At 55.7% G+C, this 22,953-nt stretch carries 24 protein-coding genes; 7 read left to right on the plus strand and 17 right to left on the minus strand.

Going from position 1 to position 22,953, the window contains the following annotated elements:
• Positions 1 to 8 precede the first annotated feature (8 nt).
• Together ACRZ91_RS11800 and hemP are read right to left on the minus strand one after the other, a co-directional pair.
• Complete coding sequence (locus ACRZ91_RS11800) at positions 9 to 485, minus strand: hypothetical protein (RefSeq protein ID WP_480905527.1); 477 nt, start codon at positions 483 to 485, stop codon at positions 9 to 11.
• Positions 482 to 649 (minus strand): hemin uptake protein HemP, encoded by a 168-nt coding sequence (gene hemP / locus ACRZ91_RS11805; protein WP_010441016.1) that lies wholly within the window; start codon positions 647 to 649, stop codon positions 482 to 484. Before hemP ends, ACRZ91_RS11800 begins: the two co-directional genes overlap by 4 nt.
• Positions 650 to 870: 221 nt before the next feature.
• Between hemP and gph the strand changes: the two genes are divergently transcribed.
• On the plus strand, positions 871 to 1,539 hold the full coding sequence (gph, locus tag ACRZ91_RS11810) for a phosphoglycolate phosphatase (protein ID WP_480905531.1): 669 nt from the start codon (positions 871 to 873) through the stop codon (positions 1,537 to 1,539).
• Positions 1,540 to 1,758: 219 nt separating this feature from the next.
• Here the strand turns inward: gph and ACRZ91_RS11815 are convergent, their stop codons facing one another.
• Positions 1,759 to 2,931, minus strand: a complete 1,173-nt coding sequence (locus tag ACRZ91_RS11815; protein WP_480905534.1) for an acetate/propionate family kinase — start codon at positions 2,929 to 2,931, stop codon at positions 1,759 to 1,761.
• A gap of 210 nt (positions 2,932 to 3,141) precedes the next feature.
• Positions 3,142 to 4,410 (minus strand): cytochrome-c peroxidase, encoded by a 1,269-nt coding sequence (locus ACRZ91_RS11820; RefSeq protein WP_480905537.1) that lies wholly within the window; start codon positions 4,408 to 4,410, stop codon positions 3,142 to 3,144.
• Between the two features lie 15 nt (positions 4,411 to 4,425).
• Here ACRZ91_RS11820 and ACRZ91_RS11825 point away from each other — a divergent pair, with 15 nt between their 5' ends.
• A complete protein-coding gene (locus tag ACRZ91_RS11825; protein ID WP_480905540.1) occupies positions 4,426 to 4,896 on the plus strand; it encodes a tetratricopeptide repeat protein in 471 nt (156 codons plus the stop codon).
• A gap of 30 nt (positions 4,897 to 4,926) precedes the next feature.
• Here ACRZ91_RS11825 and ACRZ91_RS11830 read toward each other — a convergent pair whose 3' ends face one another.
• The 6 genes from ACRZ91_RS11830 to ACRZ91_RS11855 are packed head-to-tail and all read right to left on the minus strand — an operon-like array spanning position 4,927 to position 10,499.
• On the minus strand, positions 4,927 to 5,988 hold the full coding sequence (locus ACRZ91_RS11830) for a TRAP transporter substrate-binding protein (RefSeq protein ID WP_480905543.1): 1,062 nt from the start codon (positions 5,986 to 5,988) through the stop codon (positions 4,927 to 4,929).
• Positions 5,989 to 6,008: 20 nt separating this feature from the next.
• Positions 6,009 to 7,298: a TRAP transporter large permease gene (locus tag ACRZ91_RS11835; RefSeq protein WP_039540899.1), complete on the minus strand. Its 1,290-nt coding sequence runs from the start codon at positions 7,296 to 7,298 to the stop codon at positions 6,009 to 6,011.
• Positions 7,299 to 7,886, minus strand: coding sequence for a TRAP transporter small permease (locus tag ACRZ91_RS11840; RefSeq protein WP_480905546.1), 588 nt, complete (start codon positions 7,884 to 7,886; stop codon positions 7,299 to 7,301).
• A 53-nt stretch (positions 7,887 to 7,939) separates the two neighbouring features.
• Positions 7,940 to 8,455, minus strand: a complete 516-nt coding sequence (locus ACRZ91_RS11845) for a flavin reductase family protein (protein ID WP_480905900.1) — start codon at positions 8,453 to 8,455, stop codon at positions 7,940 to 7,942.
• Entirely contained in the window at positions 8,455 to 9,345 is an 891-nt protein-coding gene (locus tag ACRZ91_RS11850) for an aldo/keto reductase (RefSeq protein ID WP_480905549.1), read from the minus strand. Before ACRZ91_RS11850 ends, ACRZ91_RS11845 begins: the two co-directional genes overlap by 1 nt.
• Positions 9,345 to 10,499 carry an LLM class flavin-dependent oxidoreductase gene (locus ACRZ91_RS11855; RefSeq protein ID WP_480905552.1) on the minus strand — a complete coding sequence of 385 codons (1,155 nt, stop codon included), beginning with the start codon at positions 10,497 to 10,499 and terminating at the stop codon, positions 9,345 to 9,347. The genes ACRZ91_RS11850 and ACRZ91_RS11855 overlap by 1 nt, the downstream gene beginning before the upstream one ends.
• A gap of 105 nt (positions 10,500 to 10,604) precedes the next feature.
• On the opposite strand from ACRZ91_RS11855, the gene ACRZ91_RS11860 reads away from it, so the two are divergent.
• A complete protein-coding gene (locus ACRZ91_RS11860; protein WP_480905555.1) occupies positions 10,605 to 11,315 on the plus strand; it encodes a GntR family transcriptional regulator in 711 nt (236 codons plus the stop codon).
• A gap of 12 nt (positions 11,316 to 11,327) precedes the next feature.
• Positions 11,328 to 12,428 carry a Gfo/Idh/MocA family protein gene (locus ACRZ91_RS11865; RefSeq protein WP_480905557.1) on the plus strand — a complete coding sequence of 367 codons (1,101 nt, stop codon included), beginning with the start codon at positions 11,328 to 11,330 and terminating at the stop codon, positions 12,426 to 12,428.
• Between the two features lie 9 nt (positions 12,429 to 12,437).
• Here the strand turns inward: ACRZ91_RS11865 and ACRZ91_RS11870 are convergent, their stop codons facing one another.
• The 4 genes from ACRZ91_RS11870 to rplK all read right to left on the minus strand — a co-directional run bounded on the left by ACRZ91_RS11870 (position 12,438) and on the right by rplK (position 17,501).
• Complete coding sequence (locus tag ACRZ91_RS11870; RefSeq protein WP_037321196.1) at positions 12,438 to 14,294, minus strand: SLC13 family permease; 1,857 nt, start codon at positions 14,292 to 14,294, stop codon at positions 12,438 to 12,440.
• A gap of 244 nt (positions 14,295 to 14,538) precedes the next feature.
• The gene (locus ACRZ91_RS11875) at positions 14,539 to 16,044 is read right to left on the minus strand and encodes a glycosyltransferase family 32 protein (protein ID WP_480905559.1); all 1,506 of its coding nucleotides are present in this window, start codon (positions 16,042 to 16,044) and stop codon (positions 14,539 to 14,541) included.
• Between the two features lie 307 nt (positions 16,045 to 16,351).
• Positions 16,352 to 17,050: a 50S ribosomal protein L1 gene (gene rplA, locus ACRZ91_RS11880; protein ID WP_480905562.1), complete on the minus strand. Its 699-nt coding sequence runs from the start codon at positions 17,048 to 17,050 to the stop codon at positions 16,352 to 16,354.
• Position 17,051: 1 nt separating this feature from the next.
• Positions 17,052 to 17,501, minus strand: a complete 450-nt coding sequence (rplK, locus tag ACRZ91_RS11885; protein ID WP_010440985.1) for a 50S ribosomal protein L11 — start codon at positions 17,499 to 17,501, stop codon at positions 17,052 to 17,054.
• A gap of 381 nt (positions 17,502 to 17,882) precedes the next feature.
• Here rplK and ACRZ91_RS11890 point away from each other — a divergent pair, with 381 nt between their 5' ends.
• From ACRZ91_RS11890 to ACRZ91_RS11900, 3 genes are all read left to right on the plus strand, one after another.
• Positions 17,883 to 19,100, plus strand: a complete 1,218-nt coding sequence (locus ACRZ91_RS11890) for a peptidoglycan-binding domain-containing protein (protein ID WP_480905565.1) — start codon at positions 17,883 to 17,885, stop codon at positions 19,098 to 19,100.
• A gap of 302 nt (positions 19,101 to 19,402) precedes the next feature.
• Positions 19,403 to 20,278 (plus strand): alpha/beta fold hydrolase, encoded by an 876-nt coding sequence (locus tag ACRZ91_RS11895; protein WP_480654157.1) that lies wholly within the window; start codon positions 19,403 to 19,405, stop codon positions 20,276 to 20,278.
• Positions 20,279 to 20,546: 268 nt separating this feature from the next.
• Entirely contained in the window at positions 20,547 to 21,731 is a 1,185-nt protein-coding gene (locus ACRZ91_RS11900) for an adenylate/guanylate cyclase domain-containing protein (protein ID WP_480654155.1), read from the plus strand.
• 53 nt (positions 21,732 to 21,784) lie between these two features.
• Here ACRZ91_RS11900 and nusG read toward each other — a convergent pair whose 3' ends face one another.
• The 3 genes from nusG to ccoS form a co-directional block, all read right to left on the minus strand.
• Entirely contained in the window at positions 21,785 to 22,318 is a 534-nt protein-coding gene (gene nusG, locus ACRZ91_RS11905; RefSeq protein ID WP_010440977.1) for a transcription termination/antitermination protein NusG, read from the minus strand.
• Between the two features lie 199 nt (positions 22,319 to 22,517).
• The gene (secE, locus tag ACRZ91_RS11910; RefSeq protein WP_010440974.1) at positions 22,518 to 22,715 is read right to left on the minus strand and encodes a preprotein translocase subunit SecE; all 198 of its coding nucleotides are present in this window, start codon (positions 22,713 to 22,715) and stop codon (positions 22,518 to 22,520) included.
• 79 nt (positions 22,716 to 22,794) lie between these two features.
• Positions 22,795 to 22,953 (minus strand): cbb3-type cytochrome oxidase assembly protein CcoS, encoded by a 159-nt coding sequence (ccoS, locus tag ACRZ91_RS11915; RefSeq protein WP_170476097.1) that lies wholly within the window; start codon positions 22,951 to 22,953, stop codon positions 22,795 to 22,797.

Below are 22,953 nucleotides of genomic sequence, written 5' to 3' on the forward strand. Positions count from 1 at the left end.
ACCACCGATCAGTGGAGCACCGCATTTGGGGGTTGGTGCCCTGTCGTCGGCAAAGGTGCCGCTAAAATCATCCGGCGTAGAGCCAGCCCCAGTTCCTCGGACAATAAGGCCAATGCTGGGGCAAAATCAGGTCGCACAATCAGCGAGGCCATCATCATCGCGTCCTCGCGCCCGCCCTCGGAAGCGGCGCCGATCATCTGGGCAAAGCAGTTCTCATCAGCCCCCAGACAGGCGCATCCCAAGCCATGGCGCACCAGCGGGCGGCGACCATGATGCGTACACAGTGAACACAGCCGATCCAAAGTCAGCATCGTGGCATGGCCCTGATCTGCGCCCAGCGCGATGTCGAAATCACTAGCAGCGTTGGCGCGGCCTTTGTCACCATCACCCCAGAGGCGCAGGTACATGACGGCACCGGCCTCAATGGGGTTCAGGTCGGTCAGACGACCGACGGCCGCCCCGCCGCGCGAAGAAGGTGCGCTCATTTGGTCAGGATCAGTTTGCCCGCGCGGGTGATGCGCAGTGTATAAAGCTGATCGCCCAGCTCGATATGGGCCAGATTGCCACCGTTTGTCAGGTCTTCTGCTTTATGAGCCGGCAGCATTGAAACAGCATAACTTTGCGTCGAGGAGGGGGTTTGCATGTTCATCGGGGCATCTCCAGAGCGTCTTTGGCACGTGGCCTGTCGGTTTGTTTCGCTTGATCTGGCTGACCCTGAATAGGGTTGGCTATCTGTTCGTAAGATTAATCTTACAAAAATAGTAAGGTTTGTCAAGCCACAGTTTTAAAGCCAATTATTCGGCTCTCCATTGCGTCGTCACGAATTGCGACCTAGGCACTAATCATCAATAGTTATAGGTGGATTCGCAGATGACGGCAGTCGTTGTATTTGACCTGGACGGCACCTTGGTGGACAGCCTTGCCGACATCGCTACTGCAGCAAATCGAATGCTTGATGATCAAGGGCATCCGGCATTGCCTAATGACACAATCCGTAGATTCGTCGGAAACGGTCTGCCTAAATTGGTCGAGCGTGTGATGGCTCATTGCGGGATAGAGCCGGATCGGCACGAGGAACTGACGCAGCTTACCTTAAAGCACTACAACGCGGGCGCGTGCGACCAGACCGTCGTTTACCCCGGAGTCTTTGAGGCATTGGAAGAACTGCGTGAAATGGGTTGTGCTCTTGGGGTCTGTACCAACAAACCCGAAGCGCCGGCCAGGCATGTATTGAGCGAACTGAAGCTGCAGCCTTATTTCGACACGGTGTTTGGCGGCGACACCTTGGATATCCGCAAGCCCGACCCAGCGCATCTGAACGCCAGCTTTGAGGCACTGCAGGCTGCCGGCCCGCACATCTATGTCGGTGACAGCGAGGTTGATGCCGAAACAGCCCAGCGTGCAGGGGTACCGTTTTTGCTATTTGAACAAGGCTATCGCAAATCACCTATTTCGGACCTGCCGCACACGCTCAGCTATCAAGACAGCGCCAAGCTGCCTGCACTCGTTCGGCAAATCCTTCAAAACGATACGGTGTGAGCCTAGTCCCAAAAAAGTAGAGGGGCCGGCCAAGGGGGTAGGAAGCCAGCCCCTCATCGGGGGAAATTAGTGAAAGTGGTTGGGCACACTGGCCCGATAGTTAATCAAAAGTTAACGCATCCATGGGAATCGCGAAATTGGGGGATTCCCGTAGTGTCGAAACATTTTTGTCTGATCCCAGAAAAAAATTTCAAACCAGCGCGCTTCGAAAGGGAAGATTCAGCCGATCTGCGCAGCCGCCGCCCGCGCTATTACCAATTCCTCATTTGTCGGAATGACCATCAATTTCACGCGCGACAAATCGGTGGAAATAACTCGCCTGTTATCAGCGTTTGCATCATGGTCCAGCTCGATGCCCAACCATCCCATATCAGTGCAGATGCGATCACGGATGTAGGTCGAGTTCTCTCCGATCCCACCGGTAAACACGACCGCGTCCAGCCCACCCAGCACGGCGGCCAATGCACCTAGTTCGCGGCGTATCCGGAAGGTGTAATAGTTGATTGCATTACGCGCACCCGGCGTATTCGACGCCTCGAGTGTGCGCATGTCATTGGTCATACCCGAAAGTCCCAGCAAACCGGATTTGCGATAAAGAAGATCCGATATCTCGTCCGCATTCATGCCCTGTTGATCCATGAGATACAGCACAACCCCAGGATCCAACTGACCGCAGCGCGTGCCCATAGGCAAACCATCCATGGCCGAAAATCCCATGCTCGACCCGACCGAGCGGCCTGCGATCATGGCGCACATCGAGGCACCGTTCCCAAGATGGGCTACAACCACACGCCCGCCGTGAATTAGTGGGGCGGTGTTGGCCAAATGGTCCGAGATGTAATCATAGCTCAACCCGTGAAAACCATAACGCCGAACGCCCATGTCGTAATACTCAGTCGGCAATGCGAATGTGTCATTGACCCAGGGGTGATGGCGGTGAAAGGCCGTATCGAAACAGGCAACCTGCTTGGCATCTGGGAACCTTTCCATCGCCGCGCGTGCACCATGCAGATTGTAAGGCTGGTGCAACGGCGCAAAAGGCTCGAGCTTTTCAAGCACCTGCAAACTATCGGGGGTCAGCAATATCGGTCGATCATTGTCCGGCCCGCCGTGCACAATGCGGTGCCCAACGGCTGCCACACGTGCAGCCGGGAATTCTCGCTCTAGAAAATCCAGAATGTAATCCAGTGCGCTGGCCTGATCGTGAAGAGCCTCGGAAGTGGTATCGACAAGTACCCGACCATCCGTGGTCTTTGCGCTGATCTGTGCCGCCACATTGCCAATACTCTCAACTTCACCCGAGCAGATCAGCACCGGATCATCTCCGGTGGTTGTGAACAACCCAAACTTGAGCGAAGACGAACCCGAATTCAAAGTAATGATATGGTCCATCAGAATCTACCCGATATACGTTCCCGTTGCAGAGTCGCATCCAAGGCAGCTGCATCCTGTATTGTGAAGCGCCGCGTCAGATCTGCAATATCGCAATTCTGTAACTGATCATTTGGATTGTAGTGGCAATGCATTGAATCTCTCAGCGGTGGATTTGACCGGAGCATTATGAGATTTCAAGCAAATGTCCAATGACATGGCCAAGCTCTTCTAGGGTTCAAAGCCCTCGGGCACACCAAAGAGCGGCGTATCAAGCGTCGTTCCCGTCAGAGCATGAAGAAAGGCAACTAGGTCGGCGATCTGATCATCCGTCAGATTTTGCGGGGTAATATCGATTTTGCGGCGCTGGCGAGCCATCTCTAAGCTATCTTCCCAGACGATGAAGTCGACACGTTCCAGCCACGGCACTTCGGGAAGGGCTGCCATATCTGAGGTCCATGTCGCAAGGCTTTCCTGCGGGTTCAGGTGATGGCGTACAATACCTTCAAGATCGGGAAACGCACCGTTGTGACCATAGGGCGCCGTTTTGGCGACGTTTCGCAGCATTGGCGTGCGGAACCGATAGGCGTCTTCCAGGCGATTGCTTTCACCCACACGGCCCACGTCGCGCGCATAAGGATCCCACAGACGGGTTTTCCCCGGACCAAACGGAGGCAACCCCAATGCATGGAAACTCTGATCCGAAAGCAATGGGCCAGAGTGGCAGGCAGAACAGCCCGCATCGCCAAAGAACAGGGACATCCCTTCTTTTTGTTGTGGCGTCAGGGCCAACCGATCGCCGGCCAGAAATTGATCAAACGGACTGTCTGTGCTGCGCCATTCCAATGCCATGAACGCGGCCAGCGCGTTGGCGATCTGGGTAATCGTGATGTCTTCGGTCGTGTCGATTTCATCAAACGCACTGACCATGGCTGGGCCATAGAGAGGGTCGGTGCGGACGCGCTTCGCGAGGATCGGCCAACCTTTGTCGATGCGGTCATGCACCGCGCCCGTCACCTGATTTTCGGCGACATTGCCAGCCATCTCGAACTGCGAGGTCAGCGGGAACAATGCTTGTGCGGCCAATAGGGAGTTCAATCCTTCCGGCAGCCACTCCTGTGCAGGTGAATTGAAGCCGTTGCCATAAACGTCCGAGATACTCAGGCGGCCGTCGTGAAAGACCGTATGGATCTCCTTGGCCCCCAGATTCCACAAGCCCGGCGAGTTCCGCGGAATTCGCTTGCGGATCTTGTCCGCCCCGATGCCGGGCGTGCGGTCCGGGCCAAGCCCTTGCCCGCCTTCGCCGATGCCCAGAGACAGCCCGTCCGAGGTGCCAAAATCCGGGTGATGGCAATGAGCGCAAGCAATGTTTTGGTTACCCGACAGGATCGGATCGTAAAACAGTTGATGACCGATAGCCGCCTGTTCCATATCAAAGGGAATGAAATCAGCATCCGTCAGCGGGCGCGGCAAATCCTGAGCCGCCGCGGCCCCGGCCAAGAGGAAAGCAACCCCATGCGTCAGTTTGTAATTGCCCTTTGTCTGCTTGCGACTCCGGCGCTGGCCGAGTTGGAACAGGCGCGTGATTTGATGGAAGCCGGGGAGTTTAAGGCCGCGCGCGAAGAACTGTTGCCAGCGGCGCGATCCGGCAATGCCGAAGCCGAAGAGTTGATCGGTGTGATGTACGGGCTGGGTCTTGGGGTCGAGCAAGACTATGAGCGCGCGTTCGAATGGTATCTGCGCGCCTCGATGAAGGGGCATCCGGGGGCACAATCCGGCATCGGCTGGTATTATGAGCTGGGTCTGGGCATGCCTGCGCCTGATCTGGTGCGAGCCTACATGTGGTACACGCTCAGCGCGATTGGCGGCGACCCCGATGCGGCGATCAGCCTTGAGGAAGTGGTTAAGAAGATGTCGCCGGAGCAGATCGAAAGGGCGCATGTTCTGGTCAACGACTACAAAGGGTGGATGTACCCGTTTCGATGAGGGCCGGGCCCAAAGGCCCGACCCAACAATTTAGTTCAGGTCCGCATCACGCGAGGCGTTTACATCCGCCTCAGCCGCTGCAACGGCCTCGGTCAATGCGTTAAACACTTCATCTCCGCGTGCCACGTTGGACTGGAACCAGGCATAGACCGGCGTTGCAGCCTCTTTGAACGCGGCTTTCTGCTCGGGTGTAGGTACGTAGAGATCACCTCCGCCAGCAACGAAATCTTCGTATGCTTGGATCGATTTGCGCTTGGGCGAGGCAAAGGTGGCCTGCTGCAGCGCATAGAAACCATCCACGACAACGCGACGCAGGTCCTCGGGCATTTCCTGGAATTTGGCGTTGTTCATCCACCACAGCGCACCCATGTAAGCGTGACCATCAAGCGTGACGTATTGCAGACCCGCATCGGGGAATTTCATGCCCATGATGTCGGTGATGCCGTTTTTGGAGCCTTCGACAACGCCGGTCTGGAAGCTGGTGAACAGTTCCGGCCATGGGATTGGGGTCGGCGATGCGCCCAGCGCCTTGACAAGTTCCTGCGGTAGGTCGGCCACGACTGTGCGAATTTTCAGACCTTCCATATCGGCAGGCTCGGCCACACGACGCTGCGTATTGGCGAAGTTGCGCCAGCCACCGGTGTTGCCAATGGTCATCAAGCGGATCGCGCCGCCGGAATCTTCCAGTGCCATGTCGCGCATTTTGCGGGTGAAATCGCCTGACAACACGTGTTCGGCAATGCGGTCATCGGCCATCAGATATGGCAGGTCCAGAACCTGCACGTAAGGAAAGATGCCCGACGCGCCGCCAGAGGTGGAGATGTAGATGTCGATGGTGCCATCCGCCACGCCCTGCAGACACTCGGCACCGTTCGAGCAAAGCTGCGTTCCGATGAACAGCTCAACCTCAATGGCTCCATTCGAGGCCGCCTCGACATAGTTTTTGAAAACGACCAGACCGTCATAGTCTTCATCGTTTTCATTCGAGTTTGCTGTGGCGCGTAGCGTGTAGTCGGCGGCTGTCGCGGCAATCGCGGATGCAGCCACCAACGATGTGGCCACCGCTGCGGTTTTGATAAATCTTCTGAGCATGCGTTTCCTCCCTGTGAAACTCAGTTTGCAAATCCCGTTATCCTCGGGATCGTCATGGATAGTGCGGGGATGTATGTGATCAGGAAGATCACAATGATTTCGACTGCCAGAAACGGCAGGATGGCTTTGGCGATGGTTTCTACCCGCTCCCGCGACACTGCGGCGGCTACGAACAGAACCAGGCCCATTGGCGGTGTGGCCAGACCAACGGTCAGGTTGACGCTCATGATGATGGCGAAATGGATCGGATCCACACCGAGGCTGGTGAAGATCGGACCAAGGATCGGGCCAAGGATGATGATCGCCGGACCTGCGTCCAGAAACATACCAACGATGAACAAAAGCAGGTTGATCAGGAACAGCAGGATCAGCGGGTTTTCCGATAGGCTGAGGATTAGCGAAGCCAACTGTTCCGGCGCATGGCTGAGGCTGACCACCGTCTTAAACGCCATTGCCGCGCCCACCAACAGCAAGACGACCGCCGAGGTCATTCCCGCGTTGCTAAGTATTTCGGGAACTTCCTTCAAAGTAAGGGTGCGCAAAACAAAGAAACCGATGATGAAAGCGTATCCCACGGCCACCGCGGCGGCCTCGGTAGGGGTGAAGATACCGCCGAGAATGCCGCCCAGAATGATCACAGGCGTCATCAGCGGAAAGAACGCCTTCAAGCTCGCCTGACGGCGTTCGGGCCAGGTGTATTTGCGGCTTGCGACGGGAAAATCATAGCGATCGGCCATAACCTTGATCATCAGCATCAGGCCGACGCCGACCATCACACCCGGCACGATGCCCGCAAGGAACAGGGCGGCCACGCTTTCGCCCATGACATAGGCATAGATGATCATGATGCCCGACGGCGGGATGATCGGCCCGATCACCGAACTGGCCGCCGTGATCGCGGCAGCAAACTTGCGGGTATAACCTTGCTTCTCCATCGCCGGGATCAGCATAGAACCAAGCGCCGAGGTGTCCGCCACGGCGGACCCTGAAAGGCCCGCGAACAGGATCGAGCTGAGCACGTTCACATGCGCAAGGCCGCCCCGCAGGTGGCCCATCAGGGCCTGGCTGAACTCAACAAGGCGAATGGTGATACCGCCGCGGTTCATCAACTCGCCCGCGAGCATGAAGAACGGGATCGCCATCAGCGGGAAGCTGTCCATGCCGTTATAGACATTGCGATACAGCAGCGTGATGTCGTTGGTCTGACCGCTGAGCCACAGCAGAATGCCGGGTGCCGCGAGCAGTGCAAAAAAGACCGGCAGACCGATCAGCAGGAAAATCAGGAAAGTGGGCAGGAACCAGATCAGCATTTATTCAGCCCCCACTGCGGCTTCGGGGATTTCGGGCAGAAGATGTGCGCCACCCATCATGGTGACGATGGACCGCAAGATCAGTTCGATATTCACCGAGATCAGCAGGATGATCCCCACCAGCAGCGAAGCCATCATCCAACTGCGCGGGATGCGGTACCATTCATCGAATCCAAAAGACGTGGGCAGATACAGGGCCGCGGTGGCAAACTTGCCGCCAAAACCTGTGACCTCGGACCAGCCAATATTGACAGCAACCAACAGCACGACCAGCGATATCAGCAGCAGGAACAGATTGAGCGAAAGGCCAAGCGCACGCGGCAGGAAACGTGCGAGCATGTCGATGGCGACAAACCCTCCGCGACGGAAAGCGGTGGGGGCCATCAGCCCCGTCATCCAGAGCATGCAGAACCGCGCAGCCTCATCCGGCCACGGCAGGGCGTTGCCCAGAACGTATCGAAAGAACACCTGAATCAGGATTGCGATCACCATAACTGCAATCGCAACGACGCCAACCGCGCGGCCCAATCGCAGCACGGTTTCGTTCACGAATGCGATCGGCGCTAACGCCGATGCCAGTCCGCCCATGCGGGTCCTCCCTTGGTCAGCCGCGGGTTTGCCCCGCAATCGTCATATCACGCTTAGTTCTGCGCGAATTGGCCGAGTTTTCCGGCAAAGAAGGTCAGCGCGTCTCCATCCGCCATGCTGACCTTCAGAACTTTGCCCACCACGATCACATGATCGCCCGCATCGTGATAAGCGTGCTGCTCGCATTCGAACCGGGCAAGACTGCCCGGCAACAACGGGGTGCCGTTTTCACACCGGTCATGTTCGATATCACGCAGCGCATGGGCGTCTTTTGAACAGCCAAAGCACAGCTCGGCCTGTTCAGCAGACAGGACATGCACGCTAAAATGGCGTGCCGCGTAAAAATACCGGAACCGGCGCGAATTACGATCGCCCGCCCACATCACCAGTGGTGGGTCCAGCGACAGTGACGAAAAGCTGTTGGCCGTAATGCAGATCGGGCCATCCTCACTGTCGCAGGTCACGATCGTAACACCGGTGGCAAAGCGACCAAAGGCATCGCGCAGGGTGCGCGTGTCGTCTTTATGCGGGACGAATGTATGGTTCATATCGCGCGAGATTGCATTCATCATGGCACCTCATGTCCCAGCGCCGCCTCATACAGGCGGTACCAGCTTTCACGATCCAGCTTGACCTTCAAAGCATCCGAGACGCGCTTGATGCGGCCCAGATTATTTGTGCCCAGAACCGGCAGGATGTTTGCCGGATGCGCGAGCAGGAAGGCAACGGCCACTGCGGCTCGGTCCACACCGAATTCTGCGGCGATCTCATCCGCTACAACACCGACCGGAGGGTTCCCAGCCATCAAAAGGCCCCCGCCAAGCGGGGACCACGCCATCAGCGGATGTCCATGCTGTTGATGGAACGCCAGATCGCCATTGGTAAACGGGCTGATCTCCCCAAGCGAGATTTCAATCTGATTTGTGACCAACTGGGTTTTCATTGCCGACTGCAGCAGAGACCAATCCCATGGGCGGAAGTTTGACACGCCTACAGCCCCGACCTTGCCACTTGCAACCACCTCGTCCAGCACTGCACCGGTTTCAGTGTGGTCCATCATTGGATCAGGGCGGTGGATCAATAGCAGGTCGATGTGGTCAATCGCCATTTCCGACAGAGATGTATCCACCGATTTCAGAATATGCGCGCGCGACGTGTCGTAGTATTTGACCTTGGCCTCCGCATAGCGACCCATTGGCGCGACGATGTCACATTTGGTGACGATCTCCATCTTCTGACGCAGGTTGGGATTGGCGCGCAAAGCGTTGCCCAGAACAGCTTCGGCTGCGTACCCACCGTAGATATCTGCCTGGTCGAAGGTGGTGATCCCTTGATCCAGACAAGCCTGTATCTTGGCCTCGACATGCGCTGTCGAGGTGTCACTGTCATCACCCAAGCGCCACATGCCATAGACAAGGCGGCTCATTTCCAGCGTGTCAGATAGTTTCACACGTTGCATTAGCGACGAACTCCGTTGCCCAGCGGGGTCGCCGGGGTGGTTGCTGGCACGCGTCCGTAGGCTTCGGGAAGCGAGCAGGTTTTCAGGTTGGGCATCACGCGGGCGCCAAAATGCCTGGCCTCGTCCATGTGCGGATAGCCCGAGAAGATGAAGGCGCGGATGCCCATCTTCTGATACTCTTCAATCTTAGACATAACTTGATCGGTCGAACCGACCAGCGCAGCACCACAGCCCGAACGCGCGCGACCGACGCCGGTCCACAGGCCGGGTTCGACATAGCCATATTCATCCGCCAGATCACGGTTCTTGGATTGATGCGCCACACCCAACGATGTCGCGTCCAACGCCCTCTCGCGGATCGCGCGACCGTATTCGTCATCCAGTTTCGAAACGATGTAGTCGGCGTATTCCTGTGCCTCAGCCTCGGTATCGCGAACAATCATGTGGACGCGCAGACCGTAATCCAGAGTACGATTGTAATTCTCGGCAACCGCATGAACGGCTTTCATCCTCTCGGCCAACTGATCCTTGGTTTCTGGCCACATCAGATAGACATCGCAATGCTCGCCGCACAGGTCCAAAGCAGACGGGGAGTAGCCGCCAAAATACAGAAGTGGGCCACCAGCCTGGTAAGGCCGGGCCGGGTCCGTAGTCAGGCTCGAAAAATTGTAGACCTCGCCCGCATGGTTGATCTCATCCTGTGTCCAGGCTTGTTTCAGAATCTCGACCACTTCGCGCGAGCGTTGATAGCGGTACGCGCTGTCGGCTTTCTCACCCGGGAAATCGGATGAGATGATGTTGACCGTCAACCGCCCCTTTAGCATGTGGTCCAGCGTCGCGATGGTGCGGGCCAGCATGATGGGTTGCATCTCACCACAGCGCACGGCGGCCAGCAGGTTGATTTTTTCGGTGATCGGCGCGCACCCTGCGACAAAGCTCAGGGTGTCCTGTCCGACCTGATATGACGATGGGCAAAGGATGTTGCGGAAACCTTGCGCCTCGGCCTCTTTCACGATGCCCGAGCAATGCTCCCAACTGGATCGCAGATCACCATCGGGCACACCCAGAAACTGGTAGTCATCCGAGCAGAGCGCTGCAAACCACGAAACCTCGGCCGCATCCAGGTCGGGGGATGTGATGGGGACGATGGTCATTTGATTCACGCTCCGTACATCTTTGACTTTCCTCTTGCGTAGCAAGCGCATTGATGTAGATCAATAGTGTATCAATTTTTCCTGCGACCGAGTGAAGCGTCCTCAATGTCCTCCAACAGCCGCAACCCAAATGCCCTGCCGATCTATGTCCAGATCTCAGAGCTGCTGATCCGCGATATCGCGGCGGGTCGCCTGATTGATGGTGAGCGTCTTCCGCCCGAACGAGACATGGCTTCGAACCTGAATGTCTCGGTCGGGACCTTGCGAAAATCCCTCGCCGAGCTTGAGAAAAAAGGCATGTTGGAGCGTATTCAGGGTTCGGGCAACTACATCCGCGAGACTGGAACGCAGAACAGCGTCTATGCGATGTTCCGGCTGGAATTACCCGAAGGCGGCGGGTTGCCGCGCGCTGATATCCTATCGGTTGATCATCTGCAAAAGCCCGCAGTACTGCCGGAATTCGGCCTGTCTGATCACGGTTCGCGGGTGCGCCGGATGCGCTATTTGAATGACACAATCATCGCGGTCGAGGAAATCTGGCTGGACGAATCGGCTGGGACCATCGACCAGAACCTGCTGTCCGACTCACTTTATCGCTATTACCAGCAACAGCTTGGCTTCTGGATTACACGGGCTGAGGATCGCGTTTCCATCGGTTCATTGCCCGACTGGACACCTGAAGGCTTCACCAAATCTGCCGGACACACGGTCGGTTACATCGAACGGTTCAGCTGGTCTGAGAAAGCCGAACCTGTCGAGTTTTCAAAAACATGGTTCGATCCGGATCGGGCCAAATACGTTCAACGCCTGAAGTAAAAGGAACTGCGCATGACCCGGACCACCAACTACGGGCTGATCGGATGCGGCATGATGGGGCAGGAACACCTGCACAACATTGCTCTGCTTGAGGGCACACGCGTCGCCGCAATCTTCGAACCTGACCCGGAGATGGCACAAAAGACGCAGGCGATTGCGCCCAATGCGAAGATGGTGTCTTCCATTCAGGACCTTCTGGCGGTCAGTGATTTGGACTGTCTGGTCATCGCCAGCCCCAACCACCTGCATGTCGATCAACTGGCCGAGATTGCGGAAACCCGCCCTCTGCCCCTGTTGATCGAGAAACCGTTATTCACCGACCCCGCCGATCTTGCCCGGCTTGAGGAACTGGAACGCATTTACCCTCACCCGATCTGGGTAGCGATGGAATATCGCTATATGCCCCCTATCGCAGCGCTGATCGAGGAAGCAGCGACCGCCAGTGGTGGGATCAAAATGCTCTCGATCCGCGAACACCGTTTCCCGTTTCTTGAAAAGGTCGACAACTGGAACCGGTTCAACCGCAACACCGGCGGTACGTTCGTTGAAAAGTGTTGCCACTTCTTCGATCTCATGCGCCTGATCCTGCAATCGGACGCAGTTCGGGTTTCGGCGAGTGGCGGCCAAGCCGTCAATCATTTGGACGAGGACTATGACGGCAATACGCCGGATATTCTGGACCACGGCTATGTCATAGTCGATTTCGCCTCCGGCGCGCGCGCGATGCTCGAGCTTTGCATGTTCGCCGAGGGGTCGCGGTATCAGGAAGAAATCTCGGCCATTGGGCCCAATGCTAAGATCGAAGCGCTTGTGCCCGGCCCGGCCCGGTTCTGGCCCGAACATCTGGGCGACGCGCCGGTATCACAGCTGATCATCAGCCCCCGCGCACCTAAAGGTCCAATCCAGAGAGAGATCCCGGTTGATCCCGAGTTATTGGCGGCTGGCGACCACAATGGCTCCACTTATTATCAGCACAAAGGTTTTCTGGAGTTGATCCGGGGTGAGCGCGCCAAACCCGAGGTCTCTCTGGGTGATGGGATTTGGGCCGTACGCATCGGTCTTGCGGCGCAGCAAGCATCCGAACAAGGCCAAACAATCAACCTGTCTGGATAGTCATCAGGGTTAGAAGATCACGTTCAGCATCAACAGCGAGACGATCAGAAATATGATCGTCATGACGCCGCCGGAACGCACGAAATCCATAACCTTGTACCCTGCGGGCCCCATGATCAGCGCGTTGACCTGGTGGGTCGGGATAATGAAACTGTTCGAGGTCGAAATCGCGACGGTTAACGCAAAGACAGCGGGGTTGCCACCGGCGGCAACCGCGATTGAAACCGCGAGGGGCACCAGCAGAACTGTGGCCCCGACATTCGACATAACCAGCGAAAACGCTGTCGCCAGAATGGCAACTCCAGCCTGAAGCGCCCAGATTGGCCATCCGTCCAGGATGATCATGATCTGTTGCGCAATCCATGCCGCAGTTCCCGTATTCTGCACCGCTTGCCCCAATGGGATCAGGCAGGCCAAGAGAAAGACCGTGTTCCACCCGACCGCGCGGTAGGCCTCGTCCACGCTCAACACGCGGGTCAGCATCATACCCGCAGCACCCGTCAGCAGGCAAAGTGACAACCGGACATCTGTGAATAGAATTAGCGACAAAGAAATCACGAAAAACAAAAGCGCCCAGCCAACCTTTTGCGGGCGCAATTCGTCCTGCGGGAAGTCTGATGTGACCACAACAAAATCCGGGTCACGCTTGATCCGCATCAGGTTGTCCCAACGGGTATGGGCAACCAACATGTCACCGGCCTTGAACTTCTCAAGACCGATTTGCGTGGATTCGTGTGTCTCTGTTTCGACATGGCTTAGCGTTTCCTCCCCCCGATGGATGGCGAGCAGAGACATTCCGTAAGTTTTTCGAAACAGCAACTCCCTCGGGCATTTGCCGATCAGCTTGCTCTCGGGCGTCACGACCACCTCTGCGACTCCGGCGTTCGTGGGTGCAAACTCTTCGACAAACACATCCAGATCGGGCAGAACGGTCAGCCCGTACTTTTCAGCAAATTCTTCGACAACCCAACGCCGCCCCACAATCGCCAATCGGCATGGCGCGGCGATCTCGGCTGTCAGCACCTGAACCATCGAGGTCTTGCCGCGATAAAAGGTCGAGATGATATAGAGGTGATTTTCAAAGTTGATGTCGGCCAGAATTTGCCCAACCAGAGGGCTGTCGGCCGGTACAACAACCTCAAACACGTCGGCTTTCAGCCCATAAACCCGCTGAAGATATTCCTGCGTCCCGCGCCCGGTACCGGTGCTTTCAGAACCTGAATCACCCGGCAAAACCCATCGCCCAAGCAACAGGAAATACGCAATACCTGTCAAAATCAGCACCGCACCTATGGGCGTGACCGAGAACAACCCAAAAGGCTCCATACGCTGTGCTTCAGGCAAACCTTCATTCGCAGTTTGAATCAGATCATTCAGAAGGATCAGCGGAGAAGAGCCCACCATAGTCATTGTGCCACCCAATATGGCGCAAAACCCCATCGGCATTAGCAATCGCGACAGCGGGATCCCTGATCGAGATGAGATCCGGCTAACCACAGGAAGGAACAAAGCCGCGGCACCGACATTCTGCATGAATGACGAGATGACACCGACGGTGCCTGAAATGATGGGTAGAACCCGTCCTTCCGACTTGCCACCATATTTCAGGATAACAGAGGCGACTTTGTTCATCAGCCCTGTCTTGTCCAGCCCCGCACCAACGATCATTACTGCAATGATCGAAATGACCGCATTCGACGCAAATCCGTCAAACAGATGCGGTACATCTGCCAGATTCTCAAGGCCGGGCGCATAACTCAGCAGACCAACAATGACCAAAACGAGAATAGCGGAAAGATCGATCCGGACGATTTCAGACACAAACAGGAAAACCGTGAACGCCAAAAGCCCCGACACCACGGCCATCTCATAGGTAAATGCCAATTGCTCCACAGGGGTCACCGGGCTTCAATCGTAAACTTAATTAGCATTTCTAGGCAATTGCCCGGTGTCTGTCATGGTTTTTGTGATCGTGGTGCAAAATCAAAACCATTATCAGGTTGTACCCGCCTCCATATCGAAAGATCTGAACATAACAAACATCCCGCAATTAGCGCCAAAGACAGATCGCCATTTCGTAGAATAGCGTGGATGGTCGCTAATCGTTCCGTCAAACAGCTGGCTCCAGTATGTCGCGGGCGGCGCACTGTTGAACATTTGGATCAAGCTCGGCCAAAGCAGAGCGGAAATCTCGACCCCACAAATGGAACCCAAATGTGGTGGGTGTCACAAAATCTGAAAGCCGGGTTCCTGCTTGAAACAACGCAGGTATTTCTCGACTGGAAATATGGTAAAATGCGGTGCTGTCATGAGCGTATTTGCGTTCGCCAGACATATTCAATGCAGTTGTCAAAGCTCTTGGGCCAGTTGACCCCCAACGCAAGCGCCCAAAAGGTTTCTCGCGTTGCGCCTCAACCGCCGCGTTCAATCCCAAAAGTGCAGGCGAATCCTTCCAGGCCTCAGAGACCAACTGGTCCTCCTCAAACACCTCTCCCAATAGGGCGAGCGATTTACTATGCGCCGGAAGCCCTAAAACCGCATTATTCACGAGTGAATGATACGTTTGATGCCGTGGAAGATCCGGCAAAACACAGCCAACACAAAAACCTGCACGAGATTCAGCCGAAGCCATGAGCCTCTCGGCCGAAGCGACCATGTACATATCGGTATCTAGCCAGATCATGCCGGTCTTACTAATCAAATGATACCTGAATATGTCTGCGTGTATCGCCGGGCTTTTGTGCCTTACATGCCGAATGACCCTGCCTGGCTCATATATTTCTCTCGCATCAAAATACTCCACCCCTTCTGGCAGGTTTCGGATCGGCTCGTAAGAAAAGACAATAGGATTATAACCAAAGTCCTTCATGGAATTGAGGCAAGCACGTTCCAGTTTTCCCGGCTCTCCCCCCATCCAGAGTGTCCCAAATTTTTGGTCCTTCTTTTGCTCGCTTCGCTTCTTGGGCAACGCGGCATTCTTTGGTTCTCTCTTTGGCTTTAAGTGCAGCCAACGCATTGGGTATCTACGTCCCTCGGATGCAAGCACCCAAGTCAAATCGTCTGGCATTTGCAACTCATTCCGAAGCTGCAAAAGATCGCGTTTTGTATCGTCAACCAATTCGACATCAAATAAGACCTGTGCGTCGCGAATTAGCCTTTCTTCTTTTTCGTTGCCCAACCAAACGCCACTGGAGTGCAACTCGATCAGAAACTCTGAAGACTTGAATTCACTAAGAAATTCGAAGGATAAAAGTTCGAACTCACCGCCTTCGATATCAATCAAGAAAAACAAATCCTGAGGCTGATACCTAGTAGACACCAGCTCGCGAATTGAAGTGTCCGTAGCGGTGGCAGCAATCTCGACCCTGTCGCGAACACCATTCGCGTGCAGGGTCTTTCGGATGATCTGTCGAGCTTTGCGTCTTTGTTCGAAACATAGGCTTCGCTCGAAATGGCCCGCTTGCACCAAACCAACGCCCCAATAGCCATCTGCCGCCCCAAGATCGACGAGTATCGGCTTTGTGCTTTCCACGAAAATAGGTTGATTTTGTTGTTCGTAGATCCCCAGTAATTTCGTGAACAAATCTGCTTGCCCCCAACTGCTTTCTTCAAGCAACCGGAAATCGCGAAGGCAGCCGCCCATGACGTATCCACCACGTTCCTTAAATAGTTGGTTACCTATGTCCCTCCGATACTGGACGATCTGACGCTTTAACTGCCGCAATTCTTTTGGAGATTTGCTCGGACGCATGGAACGCTCTTGATAGAACCGAAATTTGGACCTTTTCTAGCGCAAATGTCTAATAGCGAAACCATCTCCCAACTTGTCGGCATTATTTGTGACATCAATGCAGCGGCAACGCGGAACAAAAAAACCCGACCAACACCTGTTGGCCGGGTTTTCTGAGAGTATTTCGAAGAACTTATTCGCCCGCAGCAGCCGACACGTCCAAAGTTACACCCGGGCCCATCGTCGAGCTCAGTGCGATTTTCTTCATGTATGTACCTTTAGCGCCCGACGGCTTGGCTTTGGCCACAGCCGAGATGAAGGCACGAACGTTTTCGACCAGCTTGGCTTCGTCGAACGACGCTTTGCCAACACCAGCATGCACAACGCCGCCTTTTTCCGCCTTGAACTGAACTTCACCACCTTTGGCTGCTTCCACTGCCGCTTTCACGTCCATGGTCACGGTGCCAACTTTGGGGTTGGGCATCAGGTTGCGGGGGCCCAGCACTTTACCCAGACGGCCGACGATCGGCATCATGTCCGGGGTTGCGATGCAGCGATCGAATTCGATGGTGCCGCCCTGAATGGTTTCCATTAGGTCCTCTGCGCCGACGATATCTGCGCCAGCTTCTTTTGCTTCGTCAGCCTTGGGGCCACGTGCAAATACAGCAACGCGCATCGCTTTGCCTGTGCCGTTCGGCAGGCCGACAACGCCGCGAACCATCTGGTCTGCGTGACGGGTGTCAACGCCCAGGTTCAGAGCGATTTCGATGGTTTCGTCGAATTTCGAGGTCGCGTTGCCTTTGACCAGGGAAACAGCTTCTTCGACCGACAGGTTTTCCTTGCCAGCGACAGCTTCGCGCGCAGCGCGGGTACGTTTACCGAGTTTTGCCATCTTACTTCACCTCGATGCCCATAGAGCGGGCCGAGCCCAGGATGATCTGCATTGCGCCTTCGACGTCGTTGGCGTTCAGATCTTTCATTTTGGCTTCGGCGATTTCGCGAACCTGCTTCGAGGTCACGGTTGCCACGGTCTCGCGACCTGGGTTTTCCGCACCACGAGGACGGTTGCGCTTACCAACCGGCTTCAGACCAGCCGCTTTTTTCAGGTAATAAGACGCAGGCGGCGTCTTGATGTCCATGGTGAAGGACTTGTCCTGATAGTAGGTGATCACGGTCGGGCACGGAGCGCCGGGCTCCATGTCTGCGGTCTTGGCGTTGAACGCCTTGCAGAATTCCATGATGTTGATGCCGCGCTGACCCAACGCCGGACCAACTGGCGGCGACGGGTTCGCCTGACCTGCAGGAACCTGCAGTTTCATTGTACCAGCAAGCTTCTTGGCCATTTGGTTTTCCTTTCAACTTAGGCAGGACGCGTCCCACCCAGATTATGTTGCGTGGTCCGGTCCAAGATCGCGATCTCAGTAACCTCCCACGAGAGAATCTCGCCCGAAGACGATAGTGGCGGCGTTTACAGTGGAACGAAGACGTTGGCAAGTGGCCGACGACCAATTGGGCCATATCGAATCGCGCTTCGCAACATCGAGAGTGAGTTCCATGGATGAGCGGCCTCGCCACCAACGTCGCGTGAACAGCTAACTATCCCATAGCTCGACAGAAATTCCAGATACTCCGCGCACAATCAGCCAATTGTCGCCGGTTTCACCCGCGCGTGCTTAGCTGTGATATACTCAGCGAAATTAGTGATTTTTGAGTGGAGGTTAATTATGATCGTTCGTTTTATTCTATCGTTGGGTATCGCTATATCTATTGCAGCAATAGCCCCTCAGAATGCGCGCGCTGACGCTGGGGATTTCATCGGCGGTGCTGTCGTCGGAGGGGTCGCTGGATATCTTATTGGCAAAGATCAGCAAAAAAAGAAGACACAGTCATCGACAGCGACCCGAACCTACCGGCAAGGTATCCCATCCACCACTCAAGGGGCGCAAACCCAAACGGCACTGAATTACTTTGGCTACAATGCCGGTCGTGTTGACGGTCAGGTCGGGCGTGGCACGCGCTCCGCCATCGAACGTTATCAGGCCTCAATGGGTTATCCCGTAAATGGGCATGACTTTCAGCCTTATCAATATGACTTCCTGCAGCAGGCTTATTACTGGGCGACAAGCGGTGGACAGGCGGCCACCCAGCTCTCGGGTCAACCGCTGTTGATGGAGTACCGTCGACAGGTTCAATCAGGATCTTCTCTGGCTGCGGCGCCTCAGTCTCCGGCTCAAGCTATTCCGGTTATCAAGCCCCAAGATACCGAACCCGCAGCGAACACCACTGAAACAACGTCTGCGAGCCTGCCGAGCCTGTTTTCGGGCGGCACCGGGGGTCCGTCGCTGGCAAATCGCTGCAGCGGAGTGATGCTGCAAACCTCGACCAATGGCGGCTATACGACCCTGTCGAACATGTCTGATCCTGATTTTGCGCTCAGCGAGCAATTTTGCCTTGCCCGCAGCTATGCGATGGCGCGCGGTGAGGATCTGATGCAGGATATCCAGGGTCTGACACCCGATCAGGTATCTGCCCAATGTGCCTCGTATGGTGAAATGTTGGCGCCACAAGTCGACGCCCTGTCCATCAGTTCGAAAACAGAATCTGAAACCCAGGTTCGCAAAATGGCGCTGGATTCTGGATTGAGCCCCGCAGATCTCGCTGCGACGAGCAAGGTCTGTCTGGCGATGGGCTACCGTCAGGACAACATGGATACTGCCGTTGGCTCTGCGCTCATGCTGGTTGCGATGGGTGAACCCGCCTATGGAGAGCTGGTGGGCCACCACTTGCGCGAAGGATTTGGCGTACAGGAGCGTCGCGATCTTGCGATGCAGTGGTATGATGCGAGCCTTTCGGCACTGGATGCCGGTTCACAAGCTGTATTCCTGCCCTCCCAGACCGACCGTCCACAGCTATTGCGGGCGGCTATGATCCAGTCGCAATAAGGCGAACGCAATTCGGTATCGGCCCCTTTAGGGTTCAAAACGCGCCGCATCGCTAGCTGCGTTGCGGCGTTTATTCCGTTCGCGTAGCATGGCTCATCCCGTGATCGCGCACCATTCAATCTGGGACGAAAGCCTCTCCCCAATTATTGTGACCGCAACTACGCTTAACGCGGAATACCTTGGGGCGGAGTTTTGATACGTTCACCCGCTTTTCAAATAGCCAAGCGTCTTTTGTGGAATATTGTGCTATCGATTGTCCATCCAAAGTGCTGAACCGACAACAGCCCGAAAAGGGGAAATCAATGATGAATACGACAGGCAGAGCAATGGCAATTGCCGTACTGGCAGCCTCGGTCGGCACCGCGCACGGAGAAACCGCCGAGATCAATGGGTCTGATATCTATTATGAAACCGTCGGAGACGGGCCGCCAATTCTGATGATGCACGGCGGCCTCGGTCTGAGCCATGATTACCTGAGACCCTATTTCGATACCTTGTCCGATACGCATACGGTTATTTACTATGACCATTTTGGCAATGGTCGCTCGGGCAGGCCCGACGATTATTCTGAAATGACCTTTGACCGCCTGGTATCAGATGCCGCTGGGCTGATGGATCACCTGGGGCATGATAAATTCACGCTGATCGGCCATTCCTACGGCGGCTTTATCGCCCAGGACTTTGCCACTCAAAATGCGGATCGGCTGGAGGGGCTTGTATTGATCGATACGGTCCCCGCGTTTGACTATGCGCCAACGATATCCGGGCCAGACGAGCAAATGGCGGCTTTTGGGAAGTTGTTCAGCCAGCCCATGGCCGACAACGACGATTGGCGGTCAACTTGGGGCGAAGTTGTGAAGCTCTACTTCAAGCAATACCCTGAAGATACTGGCGCGGATGTGGATGATCGAACCGTCTATGAATATCAGGCTTGGAATGCCGCTGGCCCTCTTCTGGGCACATTCAACATGCTGGATAAACTGCCTGATGTCGCTGTGCCTACTCTTGCGATGGCTGGTCAGCATGATGGCATTACGCCTCCCGGTCCTGGGGCCGAAAGAATTGGCGCATTGATGCCCAACGCCACTGTCGTGGTTTTCGAAGAATCTGCCCATTACCCATTCATAGAAGAGCAGGATGCCTTTTTTGCCAGTCTGAACGAATGGCTGAACCGATAGCAGATACAGGCGGCGCCCTCGGGCACCGCTTTTGATTTTCTCAGGCAGAGCCCGAACAGGCGCGGCAGCCTAAGGAGACCCCAATATGTTTGGGTTATTTGGTCAAAGATCGATTTTGAGACCCGTTCGATCACGCACCAGTCCCTGATAGTCGATTCCGTAAGTCACAGCGCAATTTTCGCGTGTTACTTGCGATCTCGGACTAAGACCGCCACAATTTTATCTAACGCGGAACGAACCTGACCCAGCATTCTATCGCGAGAGGCTTATGTCGCCCCCAGCATCCGAAGCGAACCAGCAACAGAACAAAGTTGATGCACTGATCGAGTGGATGGTTGACGGAGCCCGACCAGCTGGAAATGCGGTCGAGATTATTGAGGGTATCTGCACGCGTTTGCTGGACGCTGATGTGGCCATTGATCGGTTCGGTTTGTTCATTTGGACGCTGCACCCCAATCTGATGGGCCGGCGTTTCCTGTGGAAAGCGGGCGCTGGTGTCGACAGAGTCGATGCGCCGTCACAACTGTTTACTACGGCTATTTATACCGATAACCCCTTGCCGCACGTGATCGAGCGCCAGCAATCCATCCGTCGCCATCTGGAAGATCCAAACTGCCCCCAGGACTACATTATCGTCAGCGAACTGCGCGAGCAGGGATTCACGGACTACCTGGCGCAGCCGCTGATCTACCTCAATGGCGATACCCATGTCTGCACTTGGTCAAGTGCTACACCCGGAGGGTTTTCAGAGCGAGATCTGGCAGTCCTGAACCGGGTTCGCGGTCCGCTCGCGCGCCTGACCGAGACATATATGCTGCGGCTCGACGCGACTTACCTGCTGTCGACCTATGTTGGCCGTAACAGCGGCGCGCAGATACTCGATGGCAAGGTGCATCGCGGTGATGGCAGCACAATCGATGCCGTTATTCTGTTTGCTGACCTCAAGGGATTCACACATCTTTCAAATTCTGTATCGGGCGATGCACTGGTTAGGCTGCTGAATGACAGCTTTGACTGCCTTGTTCCTTCGGTAATGGATCACGGAGGAGAGATTCTGAAATTCATGGGCGACGGCTTTTTTGCCATCTTCCCAACCAACTCGGACCTTACCCCGAGCACACAGATCACAGCCGCCATTACAGCAGTCCGCGAGGGTTTGGCGTCGCTGACCAATGCCGACTTCCAGCACAAGCTTGGCGTACGGACTGCAATCCATCACGGTCGTTTCCACTATGGCAATATAGGTGGCGGTGATCGGCTGGACTTCACGGCCATCGGCCCCGATGTCAATTTAACAGCCAGACTTGTGTCGGCGGCGACAGAACTGAATTGTGATCACGTCCTATCCGAAACCGCCGCAGCGTTTTTGCCGAAACTCTGCGAACCGGTCGGGACCGTGTCACTTAAGGGGTTTGGCGAAGATCAAACCGTTTGGCAGGTGAGTGGCCTGTAAACGCAAAAAAGGGTGCCGATAAGGCACCCCATCCAGTGGTTCAAAGAAACCAATCAGCTCTGCTTGGTAACCTGTGTGAAGTCCAGCTCGACCGGGGTTTCGCGGCCAAAGATCGAGACCGAGACTTTCAGCTTTTGGGCTTCGTCGTCCACACCTTCGACCATGCCGTCGAAATCCTCGAACGGGCCGTCGTTGACCTTAACCTTCTCGCCAACCTCAAAGGTGATCATCAGCTTGGGCGCTTCTTCGCCTTCCTGAACGCGGTTGAGGATCTGGTTCACCTCGGCATCGCGCATCGGCATCGGGCGGCCCTGCGGGCCCAGGAATCCGGTGACACGGTTAATCGAGTTGACCAGATGATAGCCCTGATCCGACATTTCCATATGCACCAACACGTAGCCGGGCATGAACCGGCGTTCGGTGGTAACCTTCTTGCCCCGGCGCACTTCGATCACCTCTTCGGTGGGCACCAGAACTTCGTCGATATCGTCCTCAAGGCCCTGTTCAGCCACCGACGTGCGGATCTGCTCTGCGATCTTCTTTTCGAAATTCGAAAGAACGCTGACCGAGTACCACCGTTTCGCCATGAACCTGTCGTCCTTGTTTGCCTTTGGCGCGTTCGAACCAGGCGAAGCACCGTCATTGAAATTCTATCACGTCACCCGGAATAAAAAGCGGCGCGCAGCTCGAATCGCCGCACGCCCATTCCGAATAGTTCCGTGTCACCTACTCTGACACGGCGCGCTGTGCAAGGGGCAATGGCGTTTCCAACCGCCCCGAACGGGCTTAGCTGAACGCGCCCAGGACCAGTTGCAGACCACCACGAATGCCCAGATCGACCAGTGCGAAAAACACAGCAGTCAGCGCTGCCATGATGAACACCATGACCGTGGTCAACAGCACCTCTCGACGGGTCGGCCAGACGACCTTTGCAACTTCGGCTCGGACCTGCTGAATGAACTGGATCGGGTTTGTGGTTGCCATGAGGCTACAATCTCTCTGCTTGCGGATGGGCCGGACATAGCCGGGCATTGCGGCAATTTCAAGGGCTGTTGGCACCGCGTCAGGGCTTGGGCTTGTCATCCCATTCGTCGCTGAGGATGCGACGCGCATCACCTTCGGGATCTTCATACTGGTTCGAGCGCACGGTGTAGACAAAGGCGATAAGACCAACTGCGCCCAAAAGCAGCGAAATCGGGATCAGATAAGCAAGCACTTCCAT

The sequence above is a fragment of the Ruegeria sp. O11 genome (assembly GCF_056535285.1).

What these genes read in the sequence shown, in the direction of transcription:
- ACRZ91_RS11800 (WP_480905527.1), bottom strand. Translation starts at nt 485, where the DNA reads ATGAGCGCACCTTCTTCGCGCGGCGGGGCGGCCGTCGGTCGTCTGACC.
- hemP (WP_010441016.1), bottom strand. Translation starts at nt 649, where the DNA reads ATGAACATGCAAACCCCCTCCTCGACGCAAAGTTATGCTGTTTCAATG.
- gph (WP_480905531.1), top strand. Translation starts at nt 871, where the DNA reads ATGACGGCAGTCGTTGTATTTGACCTGGACGGCACCTTGGTGGACAGC.
- ACRZ91_RS11815 (WP_480905534.1), bottom strand. Translation starts at nt 2,931, where the DNA reads ATGGACCATATCATTACTTTGAATTCGGGTTCGTCTTCGCTCAAGTTT.
- ACRZ91_RS11825 (WP_480905540.1), top strand. Translation starts at nt 4,426, where the DNA reads ATGCGTCAGTTTGTAATTGCCCTTTGTCTGCTTGCGACTCCGGCGCTG.
- ACRZ91_RS11830 (WP_480905543.1), bottom strand. Translation starts at nt 5,988, where the DNA reads ATGCTCAGAAGATTTATCAAAACCGCAGCGGTGGCCACATCGTTGGTG.
- ACRZ91_RS11835 (WP_039540899.1), bottom strand. Translation starts at nt 7,298, where the DNA reads ATGCTGATCTGGTTCCTGCCCACTTTCCTGATTTTCCTGCTGATCGGT.
- ACRZ91_RS11840 (WP_480905546.1), bottom strand. Translation starts at nt 7,886, where the DNA reads ATGGGCGGACTGGCATCGGCGTTAGCGCCGATCGCATTCGTGAACGAA.
- ACRZ91_RS11845 (WP_480905900.1), bottom strand. Translation starts at nt 8,455, where the DNA reads ATGAATGCAATCTCGCGCGATATGAACCATACATTCGTCCCGCATAAA.
- ACRZ91_RS11850 (WP_480905549.1), bottom strand. Translation starts at nt 9,345, where the DNA reads ATGCAACGTGTGAAACTATCTGACACGCTGGAAATGAGCCGCCTTGTC.
- ACRZ91_RS11855 (WP_480905552.1), bottom strand. Translation starts at nt 10,499, where the DNA reads ATGACCATCGTCCCCATCACATCCCCCGACCTGGATGCGGCCGAGGTT.
- ACRZ91_RS11860 (WP_480905555.1), top strand. Translation starts at nt 10,605, where the DNA reads ATGTCCTCCAACAGCCGCAACCCAAATGCCCTGCCGATCTATGTCCAG.
- ACRZ91_RS11865 (WP_480905557.1), top strand. Translation starts at nt 11,328, where the DNA reads ATGACCCGGACCACCAACTACGGGCTGATCGGATGCGGCATGATGGGG.
- ACRZ91_RS11870 (WP_037321196.1), bottom strand. Translation starts at nt 14,294, where the DNA reads ATGGCCGTGGTGTCGGGGCTTTTGGCGTTCACGGTTTTCCTGTTTGTG.
- rplA (WP_480905562.1), bottom strand. Translation starts at nt 17,050, where the DNA reads ATGGCAAAACTCGGTAAACGTACCCGCGCTGCGCGCGAAGCTGTCGCT.
- rplK (WP_010440985.1), bottom strand. Translation starts at nt 17,501, where the DNA reads ATGGCCAAGAAGCTTGCTGGTACAATGAAACTGCAGGTTCCTGCAGGT.
- ACRZ91_RS11890 (WP_480905565.1), top strand. Translation starts at nt 17,883, where the DNA reads ATGATCGTTCGTTTTATTCTATCGTTGGGTATCGCTATATCTATTGCA.
- ACRZ91_RS11895 (WP_480654157.1), top strand. Translation starts at nt 19,403, where the DNA reads ATGATGAATACGACAGGCAGAGCAATGGCAATTGCCGTACTGGCAGCC.
- ACRZ91_RS11900 (WP_480654155.1), top strand. Translation starts at nt 20,547, where the DNA reads ATGTCGCCCCCAGCATCCGAAGCGAACCAGCAACAGAACAAAGTTGAT.
- nusG (WP_010440977.1), bottom strand. Translation starts at nt 22,318, where the DNA reads ATGGCGAAACGGTGGTACTCGGTCAGCGTTCTTTCGAATTTCGAAAAG.
- secE (WP_010440974.1), bottom strand. Translation starts at nt 22,715, where the DNA reads ATGGCAACCACAAACCCGATCCAGTTCATTCAGCAGGTCCGAGCCGAA.
- ccoS (WP_170476097.1), bottom strand. Translation starts at nt 22,953, where the DNA reads ATGGAAGTGCTTGCTTATCTGATCCCGATTTCGCTGCTTTTGGGCGCA.